This is a genomic window from Dyadobacter sp. SG02, from assembly GCF_900109045.1.
Lineage (GTDB): Bacteria > Bacteroidota > Bacteroidia > Cytophagales > Spirosomataceae > Dyadobacter.
On the sequence record NZ_FNYL01000006.1, the window covers coordinates 361,942 to 381,057 of the forward strand.

Below are 19,116 nucleotides of genomic sequence, written 5' to 3' on the forward strand. Positions count from 1 at the left end.
TTTTAAGAGGCTGTTTAATTAGAATCCAACTTTCAAATTCAAACCAACAGTACGTGTTGAAGGGAGGGCTCCATATTCTGATCCCTGGAAGTTACCTGCACCCAGGTTTACGTCCGGATCGAATGGAAGTTTACGTTTCCCAAGGCCCGGAATATCCATTTTGGCATAACCACGATAGATAAAGAACAGGTTGCGGGCAGTAAGCGACAGACGCAGCGACTTGATGAACATGCCCGGAGGTGTTGGAATGTTGTAGCCAAGTGTAGCCTCTCTCAGGCGGAAGTTCGTGGTAGAGTAGGTAAAGAACTCACCCCAGGTATAGCGACCTTGTGAAACCGTCTGCCAGAAAGTCTGCGCGTCAATTGCAGTTGTATTCTGTTCGCCGGTTTCCGTAACGGCCGGTAATACCCAGCCGCCCTGACGGTGAGCTTCGGTGTAATCCGCGGTTCCGTCGTAGGCGAGGTTACCATCAGTTCCGGAGGTCATTACGCCACCTACGCGGCCGTCCACCAGGAAGCTCAGTACAAAATTCTTATACGAGAACGAGTTGTTAAGGCCGATGGTGAATTTCGGGTTGAAGTTACCTACGATGTTATCGAATGCAGTTGCTACGGGAAGCCCTTTGGCGTTCACAACGTAGTTGCCGTTCGCATCTTTTTTCCAGCCGAATGCCTGCAAATCACCATATGAGCCGCCTTCACGTACAATCGCCGTGGTGGTACGAGTGTTTCCGCCCAGCGTGGCTGTTTTGATCGTTTCGTGAAGCTGTATGATTTTGTTCACATTGCGTGCAAAATTCAACGTAGCGTCCCAGGTCAACGCTTTGCCTTTCAGCGGCGAGGCGGTTAATGAAACTTCGAAGCCCTTGTTATTGATCTTGCCCGCATTGATAAATTGGTTCTGGAAGCCGGTTGGCGTTGCTTGTGGCAATGTGAGCAACTGGTTCACCGTGTTGGTATTGTAGTAGGTGAAATCCAATCCCAGTTTCCCGGAGAACAGGCGCAAATCAAGACCTAATTCTGTTGAAGATGAAATCTCCGGTTTCAGGTTCGCGGCAGGGCGCGTCGTGTTGCGGTTGATGTAACCACCGCCGTTACCACCTTGCGTGAATGTGTAGGTTTGCAGCAATCGGTAAGGGTCCGTGTCGTTACCCACCTGTGCCCACGATCCGCGCAGTTTCGCAAAGCTGATCACTTCCGGCAACTTGAATGCCTCCGATAGGATTACATTACCGCCGAACGAGAAGTAAGCGTAAGAATAAGGCTTAGGCAATGTCGAAGACCAGTCGTTACGAACTGAACCGTCGATGGTAATGAAGTCGCGGTAAGATAGAGAGGCCGTTCCGAACACATATTGCAGCTCTTTCTGGCTGAATGCAGTCACCTGGGTCAATGCGGCGGCAAATGACAGGTCGAAGAAGTTAGGAACTGTTAAACCAGTCGTCGTTCCGCCTACCTGCGAGTATTTCTGGTAAGTCTGGCCAGCACCGAAGTTGTAGGTAAGGTGCAGGTCTTTGCTCAGATTGTTGTTACCCGAAACGATCACGTCCATGTTGCGCTCGGTCGTTTCGGCAGTCCAGTCCTGGTACGAGCCGCCCGATCCTGCGAAAAGCAATGTATTGTTGTAAAACCCACGGTTTACACGGTCGGCATACCAGTCGTAGCTGATACGGCCTTGCACGTTCAGCCAGTCTGTCAATTCATATTTAACAGAACCCAAAGAAATCACACGATTACGCTTTTCCGATTCGAACGTGCGATTGATCGTCCAGTAAGGGTTCATGTAAATACCCGAACTGGCCCAGTAAGTAGGCTTTCCTGATGCGTCCTCGAAAGTTTTATATTGATTCAAATCCACACTGCGGGGGATTTTGTACAAGTTCATGGTTACAGAGCTCTCTTCACCCGAACGTGGTTTGTTCTGGATGTCGGAGTTGATATAGGTGATTTTGGCATCGGCCGAGAGGCGTTTGGTAATCTGAGTGTTCAGGCGAAGGTTAAAGGTATGCCGCATCAGCTTGTTGTTAGGCAGGATACCCTGGTTGTAGTTATTGGTATACGACATATAGGTCTGGATTTTTTCAGAGCCAGCCGAAACGCCGATAGAATTGTTAGTTGAAACAGCTTTACGATAGAAGTCCTTGATATTGTCCGGAAAGGTCTGCATCGCAGGTCCCCAGCTCTGGCTCGAATTGGTACTTTCCTTGCCACCGCTGCCTTGTCCGTACGTATTTTGAAGTTTTGGAAGGAGGAAAGGACTTTCCACCACTACACCGGAATTGATATCGGCCGTTACCTTACCTGCTTTTCCTTTTTTGGTCGTGATCATGATCACCCCGTTGGCTGCACGGCTTCCGTACAATGCCGATGCCGCGGCACCTTTCAGGATGTTCATTGACTCAATGTCGTCCGGGTTGATGTTGGCCGCACCGTCGGAGCCGTTGATACCCCCGAAATCACTCGTTACCTGGCTGCGAGCGGTGTTGTCGATGGGTACGCCATCCACTACAAATAATGCATTGTTGTTACCGGCGATGGAGCGGTTACCGCGAAGTACCACGCGAGTCGCAGAACCCGGTCCCGACGAACCTTGCGTGATTACTGCACCTGCCACTTTACCCGAAAGCGTGTTTACAAAATTCGCATCGCGAACATCTGTGAGCTTTTTGCCGTCGATCTGCTGGGTCGCATAGGTAAGCGTCTTCGCATTACGCTCGATACCCAACGCAGTCACCACCACTTCGCCAAGCTGCTTCACGTCTTCCGCGAGCGTTACGTCGATGGCCGTTTTGCTGCCCACTGCGATTTCCTGCGACACATAGCCAATGGATGAAAATACCAACACTGCATTCTCGTCCGGTACGCTGATCTTGTAGGTTCCGTCCGTACCCGTTGTAGTACCCTGGTTGGTACCTTTCACGAGAATGTTCGTTCCCGGAATCCCGGCACCAGTATGGTCTTTTACAGTACCGTTGATATCCTTCGCAAGATTCGCCGCCGCCGCGGGCTGGATTGCCTGGCCGGTCGCTTTTTCCTGCTTGTTGCTGATCACGATGTTGTTCTCGACCTGCGTGAAACCCAATCCGGTACCGTTGAGAATTGTCTCCAGCACCTCTTTTACCGGTTTTTTCTCGGCACGAATAGAGATCTTCCGCTTCTTGTCGATGCGCTCAATGCTTGTGATAAACTTGAAATCACTCTTTTTCTCGATCGCGATAAACGCGCTCTGGAGCGTCACATCTTTCAGGTCCAGTGAAATTTTAACTTCCTCGATGCCCTGAATGGATCGCGAGCCGGAAGCGAAGAGGGGCTGGACGAACATCACGCATGCCAGGACTAAGGCCAAGCCTCGCCTGAGCGCCGTTCCTGTGTTCAGGTAGGTGTCTGGTAATTTTTTTCGCATACTGTTTTGAGTAGATTGAGGTTAAATGGATTTGAGGGATTCAATTATTATATCAACTTCATAATAATTCATAGTCAAAACACCTTGTGCGCGACCAGCGGCTTCAAGGATATATCAGTAATGCTCTTAAATAATATGGAACGGGGCGCCTAATGGCACGTGCCCCCGGTGATGGTAACAACCTCTTTACCGATCACATAATCAAATGAATTGGACATACTCAGCAATTTTAGCACATCGTTCAACGATGCATTGGAATTGAAACTGGCCATTACGCGGCATTTGCCAATGCTGCTTTTAAATACAATCCTTTTGCCGAAGCGCTCCTGCAATGACTGCATTACCTCGTCGTAGGTATTGTCCCTGAAAACAAGCTGGCCCAAGTGCCACGGTGCGATGTTTGCGACGCTAACGATATTGATATACGTTTCGTCTTTTTCCGTATTAATCACGAGTTCCTGCTCGGGCGTCAGTTGCGTAATCCGGACGGGCTCGCCTTCTTCTATTTCCTTACTGACCTCCACTTTCCCGGTCGCAACCGACACCGATGCAGTCTCGTCCCCATTATAGGCTTTTACATCGAACGAAGTCCCCAAAACCCGTGTCGAAATCCTGTCGCTCTTCACGATAAACGGCTTTTCAGGATTGGGTACCACTTCGAAAAAGGCTTCTCCCTGCAGGTAAACCTGTCTTTCGTCTCCTTCGAACGCTTTAGGGTATTCGAGCTTACTGTTTTTATTGAGCCAGACTTGCGTGCCGTCGGGCAATTCTACGCTTACAATGTCTTTTGCGCTGATCCTGGTTTCCATGGCTACCCGCGGCATATTCCGCGCGTTCTGCTCTTTGTTGACGAGGAAATAACCCAGCCCGGTTGCCAGCAAAATACCCGCTGCGGCCATCCAGGAGCTAATTTTAAAATAACGAGGCCGTTCCTGCGCTTCTTGTTCGGATGCGTCATCCTGCTCTGCCATTCTCGCGTGAAGCTTCGAAAGCCCGCTTTCCAGGTTGAATGCCGGATCGTTCTCCGGGTGTTTTTCCTGCTTCCACGCCGCTTCTATTTGCCGGAATAGCAGCATGTTATCATATTCTTCAAGCCACCATTCCATAGCCAGTTTTTCTTCCGGGCTGCATTCGCCAGCTAGATACTTGGCGATAAGGGGCCATGGTGTGTGATCGGACATCAAATTCAGAGCTTTCTAATGTTAGGACAAATAAAAAAGGGCAATCCCCCCATTCCCCCAGAATTTTTTTTAAATCTGATAAGTTTTTTGCAGAAGTTTCAGCTGCTTAATGGCCTTACCCATTTGGTTTTCTACTGTTTTGGCGGAAAGGGAGAGGGTTTCGGCGATTTCGTTGTAGGTAAATCCTTCGAAGCGGTTGAGCTGGAAGATCGCCTTTCTCTTTTGCGGGAGGTAATTGATGAGGTCGGAAATGCGGGTTTCGAGCTCGTGGTACATCAGTTCGTCGTCCGGGCCGGGCGTTTCTTCGATAATATCGTCACTGAGCTCTTCCATGATGTGTTTTTCCTGCTTCATATAGTTGATGCAGGTGTGCCGTGTGGCGGTGAAGAGGTAGGAACGCACGTTCTTTTCGACCGTCAGGCTGTCGCGCTTTTCCCAGATCCTGAAAAAAACATCGGCTACGATCTCCTCGGCGAGGTCTTTGCGGTTATTGAGGTAAGTGGCAAAACGGCACAGCGAGTGGTAGTATTTCCGGAAGAGGCAATCCAGCGCCCTGTTATCTCCTTGCTTGATCAGGGAAATAAGAAGCAAATCATCCTGGCCGTTCATCATAAACTGTGGCTAAATTGGGTATCAGGTAATTCCAAAACTTTATGCAATGATCTTATCGAGCGCCCGGAGTGATCGGCCCATATTACTTATTTAGAATCTGTACAAATCAATATTTGTGTCAAAAATTAAAATAGTAATATTTTCTTTGGTGTATTTTAAATTATAACGAAGAATAGCATTAAGAATTCTAAAATTAAAAAAGTTGATGGAAATAAGCACAAACCGCTGGAAATATTCTTCAATATTGTTTTTTCAGCCATTGGTACCCATTCCCATCAACGGTAGCAGGGGATATTAATCAATTCAGGAACAGCTGCTTCACGCATACGGGGGTAGGCGCGCTAATCTCTTTCCCGGTATAAGTCAATTGGCCGGTAGCGGCGTCGCGTTTGAAGAACACGGCATTGTCGTTATCGCGGTTGGTCACGATCGCAAATTCGCCTTTCGCGTCGATCAGGAAGTTGCGCGGGTGCTTGCCGTGGGTATCGGCGTGTCCGGCGACGGTCAGTTTCCCTGTTTTAGCATCTACGGCGTAAATAGCGAGGCTTTCATGGCCGCGGTTGGATGCGTACAGGAACTTTCCGTCCGGCGAGAAATGGATATCGGCCGCGTAGCTTTTACCCGTAAAATCCGAAGGAAGCATCGTCACGCGCTCGAATGGTACCAATGCGCCGGTCCCTTTCACGATTTTAAATGAATTCACTACCGAAGCCAATTCGCAAGCCGAATAACCAAAGTTTCCATTAGGATGGATTGCAAAGTGGCGCGGGCCGTCTCCGGCTTTTACTTCTGCGTAAGGAACGGAGCCAGGAGTTAGTTTACCGGTCTGTGGATCAACGGCGTATACCATTATTTTATCGATACCCAGGTCCGAAGCGTAAATGTATTTGCCGTCCGCGGAAGGGATAATGGAGTGCATATGCGGCTTTTGGTCGGGGCGGCCCTTGTCCTGAATAGTATCGGCCAATGCGCCGATGCTGCCGTCCTGGTTCAGTTTGTACACCGCCAAATCACCGCTTCCATAATTCGATAAATAAATGAAACGGCCCTTTGGATCAACACTAACATGGCATGGGCCACGGCCTTGCGAGGGCTGGTTGTTCAATGCGGTGAGTTTACCGGTAGCCTGGTCGATCGCGTAGGCGGAAACGGTGCTATTGCCCTCGTTAGCAGCGTAGAGGTACTTTTTGTTGGGATGGAATTCCAGGAACGACGGGCTGGTTTTGCTCGTCAGCACTTGCAATTCCTTGAAAGAGTAGTTGCTGCGGTCGAATTCGTACACATAAATGCCCTCTCCCTTCTGCGTATAGGTGCCGAGGTAGAGTATTTCCTTTTTGGATTTCTGCGCAAAAGTCGTCATAGCCGACAATAAAAGGATGAATGAAAGAATGGTTCGTTTCATGATTCGGGAAAAGGTTGAGATAGATTATAATGCCATTATTCGAACACCAACGTGCCGAATTTGTTGAATTCGTGGAAGCTGCCGCCGGTTTTTTGCCAGGAATAATAGGCAGTCTCGCCATCGTAATCGATGCGGTAGAAATTGCCGCGCCATTTGTCGCCCGGCTTGGGTGCGGCATTGGCAATGGGGTTCATCAATGCGAATGGGATGAAAAACTCGGCTTTCCAGCCCTCTACGGCCGCCATGCTCTTCTTCTGTCCGCCTTGCGCGCTGGTTTCGTGCTGTACGCGGTTGCGATCGGTGTAATGCCATGGTTTCCAGCCCTGTGCGCGGCCTTTGATGTTGGGCACGAGGATGGCCAGCTCGTAATTCAGCGGCGAAACTTCGTATTCGAGGTAAATGGGTACGGACGTATCCGGCCAGAGAAATACTTCTACCACATCCTCTTTGAACAGCGCGCCGAAGTCTTCCATAATGGTCGAAGTCAGTTTCTGGTCGGTGCAGTCGAAGAGGAAGTACATGCCCTTGTCGGAGTAAAGGATTTTGACGCGGGTGGGGAACTGCTTGCCGGGCGCGGGCTGGTTGGGGCCTTTCTGGACGGTGATGTTGAACCACTGCGCGGAGGCCCAGTTGGTGGCGGTACCTTCGCCGTTCACTTTGAAGTCCGTCGTTTTTTTAACAGTCAGGGAAGAGTCGGGAATAGCGCTGGCCGCGTGCCCCCGGTACGTGAGGCCGCACGCGAGCAGTCCCATGAGAACAATTTTTTTCAACATTCAGTAAAAAGGGTTAGGATTGGGAAAACTGGTTCAGGTATTGCCAAGTGTGTTCATTTGCAGTCAGATGTGCCGACATTTATCCGGCGATGGAGGCATTCCGGCGCAACAGGCGATGATTTTTTTTCTCTCTGGCAATTTCAAGAGGTTTTTACATTTTACCAAATCATTATTTTTGTAGTGTCAATTATTGATGAAATCTTTCGACAGGAAAGAAGATATGGTAGCGGAATATTTTAATAATTTAGGTCGTACGTTTATAACATTGAAACCATTTAACAAAACACTGTCATGATACGCGAAAGTGGAGAACTGGCCTTTGCTGACATCAGCGAGGCGATTTTAGAACCAGCTGTTTTCCCTGACTACCAAGGGAGCACAAAAAAGGCCCGTCCGGTAGCGCAAGATCCCTACGGAGATGATGACGACGAAGATGAGGACCTGGACGAGGATGCCGACGATGAAAAAGTCATCGACGAGTATGATGAAGATATAGAAGATCGCGAAGTAGTTATCGAAGACGGTGACGAACTCCTTAGGAGACTGGACGATTTTGAAGATGACGACGACGATTTCTGATAATCGTTAAAGAATTAATACCCGCCTCTGGATCATTTCCAGGGGCTTTTTTATACGCGGGTTATGAGTAATGAAATGAGGGTTGTGCCTTATTCACCTAAACTGTTCATTTCCTCACCTTTCCTAAACCCATGCGTTCCACCGAATCCAATGTTACACAAAGCATTACGCAGGTAATCGCTGCTTCTTCATTAGGTACTTTAATTGAGTGGTATGACTTCTACATTTTCGGAAGCCTGGCGGTCATCATCGGCCAGCAGCTCTTCCCAAGCGACGCCGGTGCCTCGGCGCTGATCAACACGCTGGCGATCTTTGCCGCAGGATTTATTGTACGCCCCTTTGGCGCATTAGTGTTTGGTCGCCTGGGCGACTTAATTGGACGTAAATACACGTTCCTCCTCACGCTCGTACTGATGGGCGGTTCCACGTTTCTCATCGGCCTTATTCCTTCCTATTCAAGCATTGGTTACGCGGCTCCGATCCTCGTGCTGATCCTCCGCCTCGTGCAGGGGCTCGCGCTTGGGGGCGAGTACGGAGGCGCGGCCACGTACGTAGCCGAACACGCACCCGTGGGCAGGAGAGGCTTTTTCACCAGCTGGATCCAGACCACCGCTACCTTGGGGCTGTTCCTGTCGCTGGGCGTAATCGTACTCACCAAAAACATCCTCGGCGCGAAAAACTTCGCCGACTGGGGCTGGCGCATTCCGTTCCTGGTATCGATCCTGCTCGTGGTCGTGTCTATTTACATCCGGATGAAAATGCACGAGTCGCCGGTTTTCTCGAAGCTCAAAGCCGAAGGAAAAGTCTCCGCTAACCCTTTGAAAGAAAGTTTTCAGAAGAAGGCCAACTTTAAAATGGTGCTTGTCGCACTGTTTGGGGCTACAATGGGGCAGGGTGTAGTGTGGTATACCGGCCAGTTTTATGCACAATCGTTTCTGGAAAATACCTGTAAGCTGGATTTCAACGAATCGCGGTACATTCTGCTCTGGGCGATTGTGTTCGCGACGCCGTTTTTTGTGATTTTCGGTTCTTGGAGCGATAAGGTGGGCCGTAAATGGATCATGCTCGCCGGAATGCTGCTGGGCGTAGTTTGCTACCGGCCGATCTACCAATATTTCCTCAATACCACCAATGTGAAGGAAATGCAGAAAACCATGCTTTTGAGCGAATCGGACCCGGTTATCGAGCGTGGTTTGGTGCCCGATAAAGCGGATTCGCTGATCACGACAACCGTGACGAAAACACTCACGAACGGCATGACTTTCAAGGAATCGAAGGTAGAAGTGATTACCGAAGATGTGCTGGCGGAGGTTCCTGCCGTGCAAACGGTGATTAAGGATGTGACGCTTTCCACGCAGTCCTACATCATAGTCATTGCACTTGTATTCTTCCAGATACTGCTCGTGACGATGGTTTACGGCCCCATTGCCGCATTCCTCGTGGAGCTTTTTCCGACGCAAATCCGGTACACTTCCATGTCGCTGCCTTACCATATCGGTAACGGCGTTTTCGGGGGACTGGTACCGTTTATCGCCACATTGATCGCGTCTTTCCAGGGTTCCACACCGCTTTCGGGGCTTTGGTACCCGATCGGTATCGCCGCATTGTCGTTTATCATCGGGGCCGTTTACATTGATAATCGGCGGGACAATAATGTAATGGATTAGCACAGGCGGATTTAAGTAGTTGCTTTTCGTTAGTTATTCAAATATTTGATTCTGATATAAAATGAGTGGTTTAAAGAAAATACTGGGACTACTTTGGATTGTCGCAGGACCGGTGATCATTATTTTCCTGTTTATGCAGGCAGCCGATAAAATAGGCGCTGCCGCCGAAGGCATCGCCCGCACGAACACGACCCTGCAATGGGCCATTATCATCCTCATTTTCATCCCCATCTGCACCGGACTGGTGATTTTCGGCCTGTACGCATGGAAGGGCGAGTACGATCATTTGCCGGAGAGTTCGGAGGAGTTGTGATTCAGGAGTAAGAATCGCGTAGCGATGTAATATTGGTAGAACAAGGGAACGCGACAGCGCAAAAATCCCGTCAGGGATGTAACAACAGGGATTGCGCGGGTGCATTGTTGTTGCATGCCTACGGCATTTGTGCGCTTTGGTCAGGGGCTTTTGCTACCAATATTCATGCCTGGCGGCATTTGGATTCATATTGAACCATTATTTGTAACTTGCCATCGCAGGCCACCTTATAATACAATCTGGTTCATTCAAAATTCATCATGCAAACTGACGTCTTTATTCTTTCCGCTTTACGTACTCCTATTGGCAGTTTTGGCGGTATACTTTCCTCTGTGCACGCCCCCAAATTGGGTGCTACCGCCATTCAGGGAGCATTAACAAAATCCGGCATTGATCCGGCTTCGGTCGATGAGGTGCTGATGGGCAACGTCGTTTCGGCCAATCTCGGCCAGGCACCGGCGCGGCAGGCCGCTATTTATGCCGGGCTACCGGTTTCGGTGATTTGTACTACGGTTAATAAAGTTTGTGCTTCCGGAATGAAGGCTACGGCTTTGGGTGCGCAGGCGATTCAGTTAGGCGATGCGGAAATTGTAGTGGCCGGCGGAATGGAGAATATGTCTCAAATTCCTTATTATTTACCCAAAGGTCGGAATGGCTATGGATACGGTCATGGCGAGATTATCGACGGGCTTTTGAAAGACGGGCTTACCGATGTGTACGACCAGATCGGTATGGGTGTTTGCGGCGATAAAACCGCTTCGAAATACAATATTTCTCGGGAGGCGCAGGATGCATTCGCAATCCGTTCTTACCAGCGTTCGGCGGAAGCTACCGCTAATGGCTCGTTCGCCAGCGAGCTCGTGCCTGTTGAAATCACATCGCCAAAAGGTGAGGTGACCGTAGTCGGCGAGGATGAGGAATACAAGCGCGTCAAGTTTGATAAAATCCCTACTTTAAAACCGGTTTTTTCCAAAGACGGAACCGTGACAGCTGCGAATGCTTCGACCATCAACGACGGCGGCGCTGCATTGATTCTGGCAGGTAGCAATGCTGTGAATGCACAAAACCTCAAACCCATCGCGCGCATTGTAGCATATGCCGATGCGGAACAAGAACCGGCCTGGTTTACGACTACGCCTGTGCTGGCAACGGAGAAAGTGTTGAAAAAAGCGGGTTTGAAAATTTCAGATATCGACTACTTCGAAGTGAATGAGGCATTTGCGGTAGTAGCACTGGCCTACATTCAAGCATTGAACCTCGATGTGGAGAAGGTCAATGTCTTCGGCGGCGCAGTGTCGCTCGGGCATCCGCTGGGAGCTTCGGGCGCACGCATTATCACCACCTTACTGTCTGTTTTGGAGAAAAACAATGCAAAATACGGCCTCGCTGCCATTTGCAACGGCGGGGGCGGAGCTTCTGCTATGATCGTGGAAAGGCTGTAACGGTCAGCGAATCAGGACTTTCAGGCGATTGTAAAAACCGGTGCTCTTGAAAGTAAAGGTTTTGTGCAGTATGTAGTTGCTGATAAAGCTGAAACCCATCCCGATCACGTAGCAAACCATTTCGGTCACATTTACTTCCTTTTTGGCAAAAGAGAACTTCACTTTGTAAACCTCCATGCCCAGGTAATCGACGAGCAATTTCGACGAACCGATGGTGAATGCCCAGGTAATGAAGAGCGAAACCATTGAAACCATGAGGAATTTTACCATTTCACGGCGTGTCTGATTGCTGCGGCGCGCGTCGAATGCGAAGAGTTTGGTGAGGGTAAAACCCCAGAAAAAACCGATGATGTAGGAGGGTACAATAGAGTCGCTCCATGTGATGTTGAACCAGTCCTGGATAAGACTGCTGGAAACTAACTGGATCAATGCACCGGTACCCGCGACAAGAAAATAGGCAATGATATCTTTGGGATTGAAAATCTTGTTCTGCTTGATTTGGGTCACTGGTGTGTTAGTTTGATTGGAACGGCGAACCTGAATGAGGCCCCAATATTAGAAAGAAAATGGTCTGGAAACAAAACAGGGCCTCCTATTTTGAGTAAGTGGGCTTCCGATTTATGCCTAAATTCCCTTACTTTAGTCCCGATCTCTGCATCGGCTCGAGACATAACTTCTAACTGGATTATCAGTGAAAAAACTTTACATATGGTCGGTAATAGCGGCATTTGCTGCCCTGACCCTCTCTTGCTCCGCGGCACTGCAGCGGCGCTACGATCAGCGCCACGGCGTTTCATCTTCTACATCCACGGCTTCGACCGATCGTTCTTCAAGTGGACCGGAGGATAGCAGGAATTCCCAAACGACCGATCCGACCTACCGGAAGGATTACGACCGGGTTGTCGACGGCAACGGTTCGACAGGCGGTACAACCACGTCCGTCAGCGGCAATGCGGGTTACAATCAGCAATTGCTCAATCAGTATACAGATATGGACAAGCTGGCGGAAGTTGTTCTTTATGAGTTGGATAACCTTGAAAACAGGTATAATAACCTGCTGAACGAATACAAAAACGCCAAATCTTCATCGCGGCAGGTAATGGCGATGGAGCTCGACAAGATCAGCGACGATCGACTGGCGCTTTACAAGGCCTACACCAATATTTACCGCAACGGAAAAACCGATTGGGCCGCTGTGAAACGGGATGTCGACAATACGCTCCGCGAATACCGGAAGAAAAACTGATTACCAGCCTGCGCCTTTGGTGTTGGTTTTAATGCGGCAAACGTAGCCGTCGACGGTCATATATAAGGTAGAACCATCGTTGCCCCATGCACAATTGGAGGTCAGTTCGCCCATTTCAATCCGGCCGAGCAGCTTGCCCGCCGGGCTGATAATGAGCATTCCGCCCGGACCGGACGACCAGAGGTTGCCGTCTTTATCGATTTTGAGGCCGTCGGGCAAGCCTGCCATACCGCGTTTGCCCATAGGCGTGGCGTCGTAAATGAGTTTTCCCTTTCCTGCATTGCCGTTCGCGTCGAGCGGGTAGGCCATCCAGATAGACTTTTCGGGGTCGGATTGCGCCACGTACAATGTTTTGCCGTCGGGCGAGAATGCGAGGCCGTTCGGGCGGCTGAGGTCGCTGACCTGCATCGTTACCTTGCCGTCCTGATGAATGCGATACACGCCAAATTCCTTAATCTCACGGGTCGGGTCTTCGTGTTTTTTGGCGAGGCCGTAGGTCGGGTCGGTGAAGTAGTAGTCGCCGTTGCTGTGCTGTACGACATCATTTGGGCTATTAAAGCGCTTCCCCTCAAATTTGTCGGCCAATGTAACTTTTCCGCCCACATTCAAAGGCATTGCGGAAATGCGCCGGTCGCCGTGCTCGCAGGAGACGAGGCGGCCTTTGTTGTCGATAATGAGGCCATTACTGCCCGGTTCGTCGCTGTAAACGCCGCGACCCGTATACCCCGAATGTTCCAGGAATACGGAAAGTCCCTCTTTTTCACCCCACTTATAAACCTTGTTCTTCGGCACGTCCGAAAACAGGAGATAACCCCCGTCCTTCACCCACACCGGCCCTTCCGACCACTCAAATCCCGAGGCCAGCACCTCGATTTTGGCATCTTTGGACAACATCTTTTCAAACGCAGGATCTTCATAGACAATCTTGCCCATGGTAGGGTAGGATTTTTGCGCCATAGCAGTACAGGTCAGCAGGACGATCAGACAGGTGGAAATTATACCGGATTTCATAAGGAATGCATTAGCGGTACCGACAACGATTTAGCATTAAAGAACCGGTGCGGTGCTTCCCTACTGCTTTTCTGCGGCACGCGCATTCCGGGGCGGTGCGAGAATAATGCTCGAATGTGGAGATAGACGGCTTTTAGTCAGCACCGATTTGTGCTCCGGGTCTGTCGAAAACAGCACTTCTGTAAACAGCGATTTATCCGCCGGCATCTGAAATTCCATTTCGGTGTCTCCGAGATTATGGATAATAACCAGCGACCGCTCGGCGTGCGGGCGGAAATAGGCGAGCAATTGATCATCGCCAAGACGTACGGGTTGCAGGTTAGGCGCCAGGATCTGGCTTAGCGCGGGTTCGCTCCTGCGCAGGTGTATGAGGTTTTTATAATGATTGAAAATAGAGTTTAAATCGCCGTTCTGTTCCGAAAGGGGCGCCACTGTTTTCAGGGTGGTAAATTCCGGCGAGATCCAATGGGTAAGCTGAGGATCTTCCGGATCGGGCGTCCATAGGAAAGGTTCGCGGATATACGGATCGGGTTTCAGGCCCAGCATGCCTATTTCTTCACCATAATACAGGTATGGCTGGCCCGGCAGTGTGAGCAGAATGCTGGCCGCGAGTTTGATCTTTTCAATATTGCCACCCACGACGCTCCCGATCCGCTCCTGGTCATGATTGGTCAGCATGATCGCATTGACAAACAGCGGGTTGTATTTCTGAAACAGGTTGAAGCTGGCCAGCAACCTGTCGATAATCTGCTCGTCGCGCCCCGCTATGAGCATACGTTGCAATGCAAAGCTGAGGTCAAAATGGAAAGTGGCATTCAAATGGCGAAAATAGGGAGCTACTTCTTCGGTTTCGGCCCACACTTCCCCGACGGTGAATGCCGAAGGCTTGGCCTCGCCGACAATTTTGGAGAAAAATTCCCAGAAACTAATGCTCTCTCCATTGTCCCAAATCGGATAAACGTGCCGGGCGGCGTCGAGGCGGAACCCGTCGACACCTACGTCGTTCAGCCAGAAGCGGATGACTTTGGCCATTTCTTCGCGCAATGCATCCGAATGATAATTGAGATCGGGCATACCCTTGAAAAACAGGCCATAGTATTTCTCGTCGTCGTTCGGGTTTTCGTGCCACGGGTACACGACCTGCGAATCGTCCGAAGTCTGCCGTTCGGAAATGCCGAGGTGATCGATCTGGTCTTCGGTCATCCACCAGTAATATTGCCGGTATGGATTATCCTTGCTTTTTCGCGCCTCTTTGAACCACGGGTGAAGGGTACTCGTATGGTTCACGATCAGGTCGAGGTAAATAGCGATCCCCCGCTCGTGCGCACCCGCGAGCAGGCGCTTGAAATCGTTCATCGTCCCATATTCGGGTTCGATGGTGTAGTAATCGGTGACGTCGTATTTGTGATAGCTCGGCGAAGGGTGGATGGGCGTGAGCCAGATCGCCTCGACGCCGAGGTCGGCCAGGTAGTCCAGTTTGGAGATAACGCCATTTAAATCACCGATGCCGTCGCCATTCGAATCGCAGAAAGAACGGACGAATATCTCATAACAAACTTTGGGGATACTGGCTGATCTGTCTGCAAACATAGCGTGGCATTAACGGAAATGCGGTTTCAATAGCTGGTAAACGACCTGAACGGGCAAGCCCATGATCGTATAGAACGACCCTTCGATTTTCTCGATCCCCACCATCCCGATCCATTCCTGAATGCCATAGGAGCCCGCCTTGTCGAAGGGTTTGTATTGCTCAATATAGTGGTAGATTTCCCAATCTTCCAAGTCGCGGAAGTAAACTTCTGCCGCGTCGGAGGTAGTTTCAATGGTATCATCCGACAACAAACTCACCGCTGTCACAACTTTATGGCTCCTACCGGAAAGCATTTTGATCATCCGGAATGCATCGGTAGTGTTCGTCGGCTTGCCTAGAATGTGGTGATCGGCGATTACGACGGTGTCGGCAGTAAGTACCAGCGCCCCGGGGCGGATGCCACGGAACTGCTCGGCCTTTTCGCGTGAAATGTAGCCCGCTACCACTTCGGCGGGGAGATCAGCGGGGTAACTTTCGTCGGTAGGAAGGACTTCGACGGTAAATGCGAAGCCGGATTCGTGAAGTAGTTGCTTTCTTCTGGGGGAGTTGGAGGCTAGGATAAGGGGTTTGTTAAGGTCGATCATGTAATGTCGGGTGTGGTCAGGTATTGTCAGGGGTGGTCGGGTGTTGTCGGGTGTGGTCGGGTATTGTCAGGGGTAGTCAGTTATTGTCAGGGGTAGTCAGGTGTTGTCGGGTGTGGTCAGTTGTTGTTCGGAGTGTTGCTTTTTATTTTGATTATCAGGGTGTTATGTGTATTGATTTTTGTATTGATAAAATTTTTTAAAATATTTCCTCCTCTACTGAACTATTTCTTTGCCAATAGATGTTTCTACATTAAATGTATATACATCATTATTGCATTTAAACCGATTGGCTATGTCTATTGAAACTGATATCAAGCAGAAAAAATTTCGGAGCCCCTTCCAAAAGTTGGCGCTGAACCTGGTGTACACCACCAAGTGGCTCGAATATAAACAGCTCGAATCTTTCAAGGAGCACGACATTACGCCGCAACAATATAACGTGCTGAGGATTTTGAGGGGGCAACAAGGTAACCCGATCAAAGTGGGCGACATTACCGAGCGCATGCTCGACAAGAGTTCCAACACATCCCGGCTCGTGGACAAGCTGCTGGCGAAGAATCTGGCGAAGCGGACTTCCTGCGAAAGCGACCGCCGTGCCGTGGACGTCGTGATTACCGAAGAAGGGCTCGAACTGCTCAAAGTGCTCGATCCGTTTATCGAGGATTGGGAAAACCGGTTCAATATCATTTCCGAAGCCGAGGCCGAGCAGATCAGCGCATTGCTCGATAAGCTCCGGGAAAACGAAAACCAAGCTTAGAACACAATTAACACAAATCCATAATTCAATTTAATTTTTAATCAAAACTACAATGAAATCACTTAAATTTTTTGTCGCCTCTCTTGCAGTAGCATTGTTTGCATCTTCTTCTGTGTCAGCAGACAATGGTAAAAAAGCTACTAACCTGAAAGTAAATCCTGCTAAAAGCGAACTGACCTGGTTGGGCAAAAAGGTTGCCGGCGAACACACAGGCAAAATCACTTTGAAAGAGGGAACAATCGTACTCGACGGCGCTAAATTGACCGGCGGTAAATTCGTTGCCGACCTGAACAGCATCACTTGTACTGACCTTACAGACAAAGAATACAACGGTAAACTGATCGGCCACTTGAAATCAGACGATTTCTTCAGCGTTGAAAAACACCCGACTGCAACTTTCGTGGTGACCAAAGCTACTCCCAAAGCAACGGGTGTTTACGATGTGACTGGTGACCTGACTATCAAGGGTATTACCAAACCTGTTACTTTCCCTGTAACTGTTAAAACTACCGCTGCCGGTGCAGAAGCTACTGGTAAACTGGTTGTTGACCGTTCGAAATACGACATCAAATACAACTCAAAGTCATTCTTCGATAACCTTGGCGACAAAATTATCAACGACGATTTCTCTATCGACGTGAAATTGGTTGCCGGCAAATAATTACCCGCAGGCGGTTGCCTGGTATCAGCCGTCTGCATTTGTATGACCTGAATGTTAAAAGAACCTGTTCAGTTTGGACAGGTTTTTTTTGTGGTTATTGGTTGAAATCGCGATATTTCGGAAAATCGTCCATAAAGTGGATTTGTCCGTTCACGGCCTGGAAACAATAGTGCGCCATGCCATTGGTAACTGCCAGGTATTGCGGTTGCAGGGTGAAATTGTAACGGCTGATCTGCGCGAATGTGGCGTCCGTCACGCCCACGAACGGCGCTTTGCATTCGACCAGCAGAAACGGCAACGAATTGTTGGAAAGCACCATGATGTCGGTGCGTTTGGAGAGCGTATTGTATTGTAAGCCAGTCTCTACGGCGAATAGCGATTTCGGGTAACCGTAATGCGTGATGAGCAAATGGATGAAATGCTGGCGCACCCATTCCTCGGGTGTGAGCGTCACGAATTTCCTGCGGATAATGTCGAAAATATGCGGTTTCCCGTTAACCTGCTTAACTTTGTGGGCAAACCCGGGAAGGTTCAATGATTCCATGAACGAAGATAATGAACGCCGGGTGGCTTCGCCAACAAACCTGCTGAATTCATGACCACCAAAGAACAGATCGTCGAAAACTGGCTCCCGCGCTATACGGGTACGCCTGTGGAGGAGTTTGGAAGTTACATTCTCCTGACCAACTTCGGAAACTATGTGACCATGTTTGCCGAGAAGTTCGGCGTGGGGGTACGGGGACAGGGCCGCGCGATGCAAACCGCGACTGCTAAGGACATTACCATCATCAATTTCGGGATGGGAAGCCCGATGGCTGCTACGATAATGGACTTATTATCAGCTATTAATCCAAAGGCGGTATTGTTTTTGGGTAAATGCGGTGGTTTGAAAAAAACACAGGTAGGGGATCTGATCCTTCCCATCGCCGCTATCCGTGGAGAAGGTACGAGTGATGATTATATGCCGCCTGAAATCCCCGCATTACCTTCTTTCCGCCTCCAAAGCACTGTTTCCGCAGCCATTAAAAAGCAGAAACTCGACTACTGGACCGGTACCGTTTACACCACCAACCGCCGCATCTGGGAGCACGACGCGAGTTTCAAGGAGTACTTGCAGGCGGTCCGGGCGATGGCCATCGATATGGAAACTGCGACGATATTCATTGTAGGCTTTGCCAATTCCATCCCGCACGGCGCATTGCTGCTGGTTTCGGACAACCCATTGGTGCCGGAAGGTGTAAAAACGGAAGAAAGCGACAAAAAAGTGACATCGAGCTACGTAAAGCAGCACCTGGATATCGGTATCGAAGCATTGACCGAACTCGCGCGCTCCGGCGAATCGGTAAAGCATTTGCGGTTCGAGAACTGACAACTGTCATAATTGCCCGGGAACCTGCACGAGTACCTTAGGAGTTGTAAAGTCGGCTGGCGATGAATCCCGCCAGATATTTTATGGAACATCAGTCATTATACGAGCGCATCGGCGGAGACGCTGCGCTCCGGCAACTCACCGATCAATTTTACGACCAGGTTTTCGAGCACGAGCTCATTTCCAGGCTTTTCAAAACCGATAAAGACCTCATTAAGGAAAAGCAGCGCCTTTTCCTGACTCAATTCCTCGGCGGCCCGCAGCTCTACTCCGACGTGTACGGCCACCCTATGATGCGTGCCCGCCACATGCCCCACACCATCACCGAAGACGACGCGGTTGCGTGGCTGCAATGCATGGCGTCCGCCGTGGAATCACTTTCGCTTCCCGAAGATTTGAAGAACGAGTTGTTCGACCGGTTTCCGCGGACGGCGTTTTTTATGGTGAATACCTAAAAAGATCTATTCTACAAGGCGTTACCTTTTTGAGATTCTGACGTCTAAATGGTGTTCCGTCCGGCGGAACA

19 protein-coding genes are annotated in these 19,116 nt (G+C 49.8%); 9 read left to right on the top strand and 10 right to left on the bottom strand.

Annotated features, from left to right (window positions below):
* Positions 1-18: 18 nt before the first annotated feature.
* The 5 genes from BMW93_RS16805 to BMW93_RS16825 all read right to left on the bottom strand — a co-directional run bounded on the left by BMW93_RS16805 (position 19) and on the right by BMW93_RS16825 (position 7,370).
* Positions 19-3,402: a SusC/RagA family TonB-linked outer membrane protein gene (locus BMW93_RS16805; protein WP_090378504.1), complete on the bottom strand. Its 3,384-nt coding sequence runs from the start codon at positions 3,400-3,402 to the stop codon at positions 19-21.
* Positions 3,403-3,551: 149 nt separating this feature from the next.
* Positions 3,552-4,583, bottom strand: a complete 1,032-nt coding sequence (locus BMW93_RS16810; RefSeq protein WP_090378507.1) for a FecR family protein — start codon at positions 4,581-4,583, stop codon at positions 3,552-3,554.
* Between the two features lie 69 nt (positions 4,584-4,652).
* Entirely contained in the window at positions 4,653-5,195 is a 543-nt protein-coding gene (locus BMW93_RS16815) for an RNA polymerase sigma factor (protein WP_090378510.1), read from the bottom strand.
* 298 nt (positions 5,196-5,493) lie between these two features.
* Complete coding sequence (locus BMW93_RS16820; protein WP_229240525.1) at positions 5,494-6,597, bottom strand: lactonase family protein; 1,104 nt, start codon at positions 6,595-6,597, stop codon at positions 5,494-5,496.
* A gap of 35 nt (positions 6,598-6,632) precedes the next feature.
* Entirely contained in the window at positions 6,633-7,370 is a 738-nt protein-coding gene (locus BMW93_RS16825; RefSeq protein ID WP_090378513.1) for a carbohydrate-binding family 9-like protein, read from the bottom strand.
* A gap of 291 nt (positions 7,371-7,661) precedes the next feature.
* Between BMW93_RS16825 and BMW93_RS16830 the strand changes: the two genes are divergently transcribed.
* The 4 genes from BMW93_RS16830 (at position 7,662) to BMW93_RS16845 (ending at position 11,371) form a co-directional block, all read left to right on the top strand.
* Positions 7,662-7,949 carry a hypothetical protein gene (locus BMW93_RS16830; protein WP_090378516.1) on the top strand — a complete coding sequence of 96 codons (288 nt, stop codon included), beginning with the start codon at positions 7,662-7,664 and terminating at the stop codon, positions 7,947-7,949.
* Between the two features lie 131 nt (positions 7,950-8,080).
* Positions 8,081-9,616: an MFS transporter gene (locus BMW93_RS16835; RefSeq protein WP_090378519.1), complete on the top strand. Its 1,536-nt coding sequence runs from the start codon at positions 8,081-8,083 to the stop codon at positions 9,614-9,616.
* 61 nt (positions 9,617-9,677) lie between these two features.
* A complete protein-coding gene (locus BMW93_RS16840) occupies positions 9,678-9,929 on the top strand; it encodes a DUF6814 family protein (RefSeq protein WP_090378521.1) in 252 nt (83 codons plus the stop codon).
* Between the two features lie 260 nt (positions 9,930-10,189).
* Positions 10,190-11,371 carry an acetyl-CoA C-acyltransferase gene (locus BMW93_RS16845; RefSeq protein WP_090378524.1) on the top strand — a complete coding sequence of 394 codons (1,182 nt, stop codon included), beginning with the start codon at positions 10,190-10,192 and terminating at the stop codon, positions 11,369-11,371.
* A gap of 3 nt (positions 11,372-11,374) precedes the next feature.
* Here BMW93_RS16845 and BMW93_RS16850 read toward each other — a convergent pair whose 3' ends face one another.
* Complete coding sequence (locus BMW93_RS16850; protein ID WP_090378528.1) at positions 11,375-11,878, bottom strand: GtrA family protein; 504 nt, start codon at positions 11,876-11,878, stop codon at positions 11,375-11,377.
* A 184-nt stretch (positions 11,879-12,062) separates the two neighbouring features.
* Between BMW93_RS16850 and BMW93_RS16855 the strand changes: the two genes are divergently transcribed.
* Positions 12,063-12,617 (top strand): hypothetical protein, encoded by a 555-nt coding sequence (locus BMW93_RS16855; protein WP_090378531.1) that lies wholly within the window; start codon positions 12,063-12,065, stop codon positions 12,615-12,617.
* On the opposite strand, the gene BMW93_RS16860 is transcribed toward BMW93_RS16855, so the two are convergent.
* Genes BMW93_RS16860 through BMW93_RS16870 form a run of 3 tightly spaced genes read right to left on the bottom strand, consistent with a single transcriptional unit; the run spans position 12,618 to position 15,803 of the window.
* A complete protein-coding gene (locus tag BMW93_RS16860; RefSeq protein ID WP_409013103.1) occupies positions 12,618-13,628 on the bottom strand; it encodes an SMP-30/gluconolactonase/LRE family protein in 1,011 nt (336 codons plus the stop codon). It abuts the gene before it with no gap.
* Between the two features lie 60 nt (positions 13,629-13,688).
* Positions 13,689-15,218, bottom strand: a complete 1,530-nt coding sequence (locus BMW93_RS16865) for an alpha-amylase family glycosyl hydrolase (protein WP_090378534.1) — start codon at positions 15,216-15,218, stop codon at positions 13,689-13,691.
* A gap of 9 nt (positions 15,219-15,227) precedes the next feature.
* On the bottom strand, positions 15,228-15,803 hold the full coding sequence (locus tag BMW93_RS16870) for a Maf family nucleotide pyrophosphatase (RefSeq protein ID WP_090378537.1): 576 nt from the start codon (positions 15,801-15,803) through the stop codon (positions 15,228-15,230).
* A 292-nt stretch (positions 15,804-16,095) separates the two neighbouring features.
* On the opposite strand from BMW93_RS16870, the gene BMW93_RS16875 reads away from it, so the two are divergent.
* Both BMW93_RS16875 and BMW93_RS16880 read left to right on the top strand, forming a co-directional pair.
* Entirely contained in the window at positions 16,096-16,560 is a 465-nt protein-coding gene (locus BMW93_RS16875) for a MarR family winged helix-turn-helix transcriptional regulator (protein WP_090378541.1), read from the top strand.
* 52 nt (positions 16,561-16,612) lie between these two features.
* Complete coding sequence (locus BMW93_RS16880; RefSeq protein WP_090378544.1) at positions 16,613-17,221, top strand: YceI family protein; 609 nt, start codon at positions 16,613-16,615, stop codon at positions 17,219-17,221.
* 94 nt (positions 17,222-17,315) lie between these two features.
* Here BMW93_RS16880 and BMW93_RS16885 read toward each other — a convergent pair whose 3' ends face one another.
* Positions 17,316-17,765 carry a type I restriction enzyme HsdR N-terminal domain-containing protein gene (locus tag BMW93_RS16885; protein ID WP_090378548.1) on the bottom strand — a complete coding sequence of 150 codons (450 nt, stop codon included), beginning with the start codon at positions 17,763-17,765 and terminating at the stop codon, positions 17,316-17,318.
* A gap of 51 nt (positions 17,766-17,816) precedes the next feature.
* Between BMW93_RS16885 and BMW93_RS16890 the strand changes: the two genes are divergently transcribed.
* Positions 17,817-18,590, top strand: a complete 774-nt coding sequence (locus BMW93_RS16890; RefSeq protein WP_090378551.1) for an AMP nucleosidase — start codon at positions 17,817-17,819, stop codon at positions 18,588-18,590.
* An 83-nt stretch (positions 18,591-18,673) separates the two neighbouring features.
* Positions 18,674-19,045: a globin gene (locus BMW93_RS16895; protein WP_090378896.1), complete on the top strand. Its 372-nt coding sequence runs from the start codon at positions 18,674-18,676 to the stop codon at positions 19,043-19,045.
* Positions 19,046-19,116: the final 71 nt, after the last annotated feature.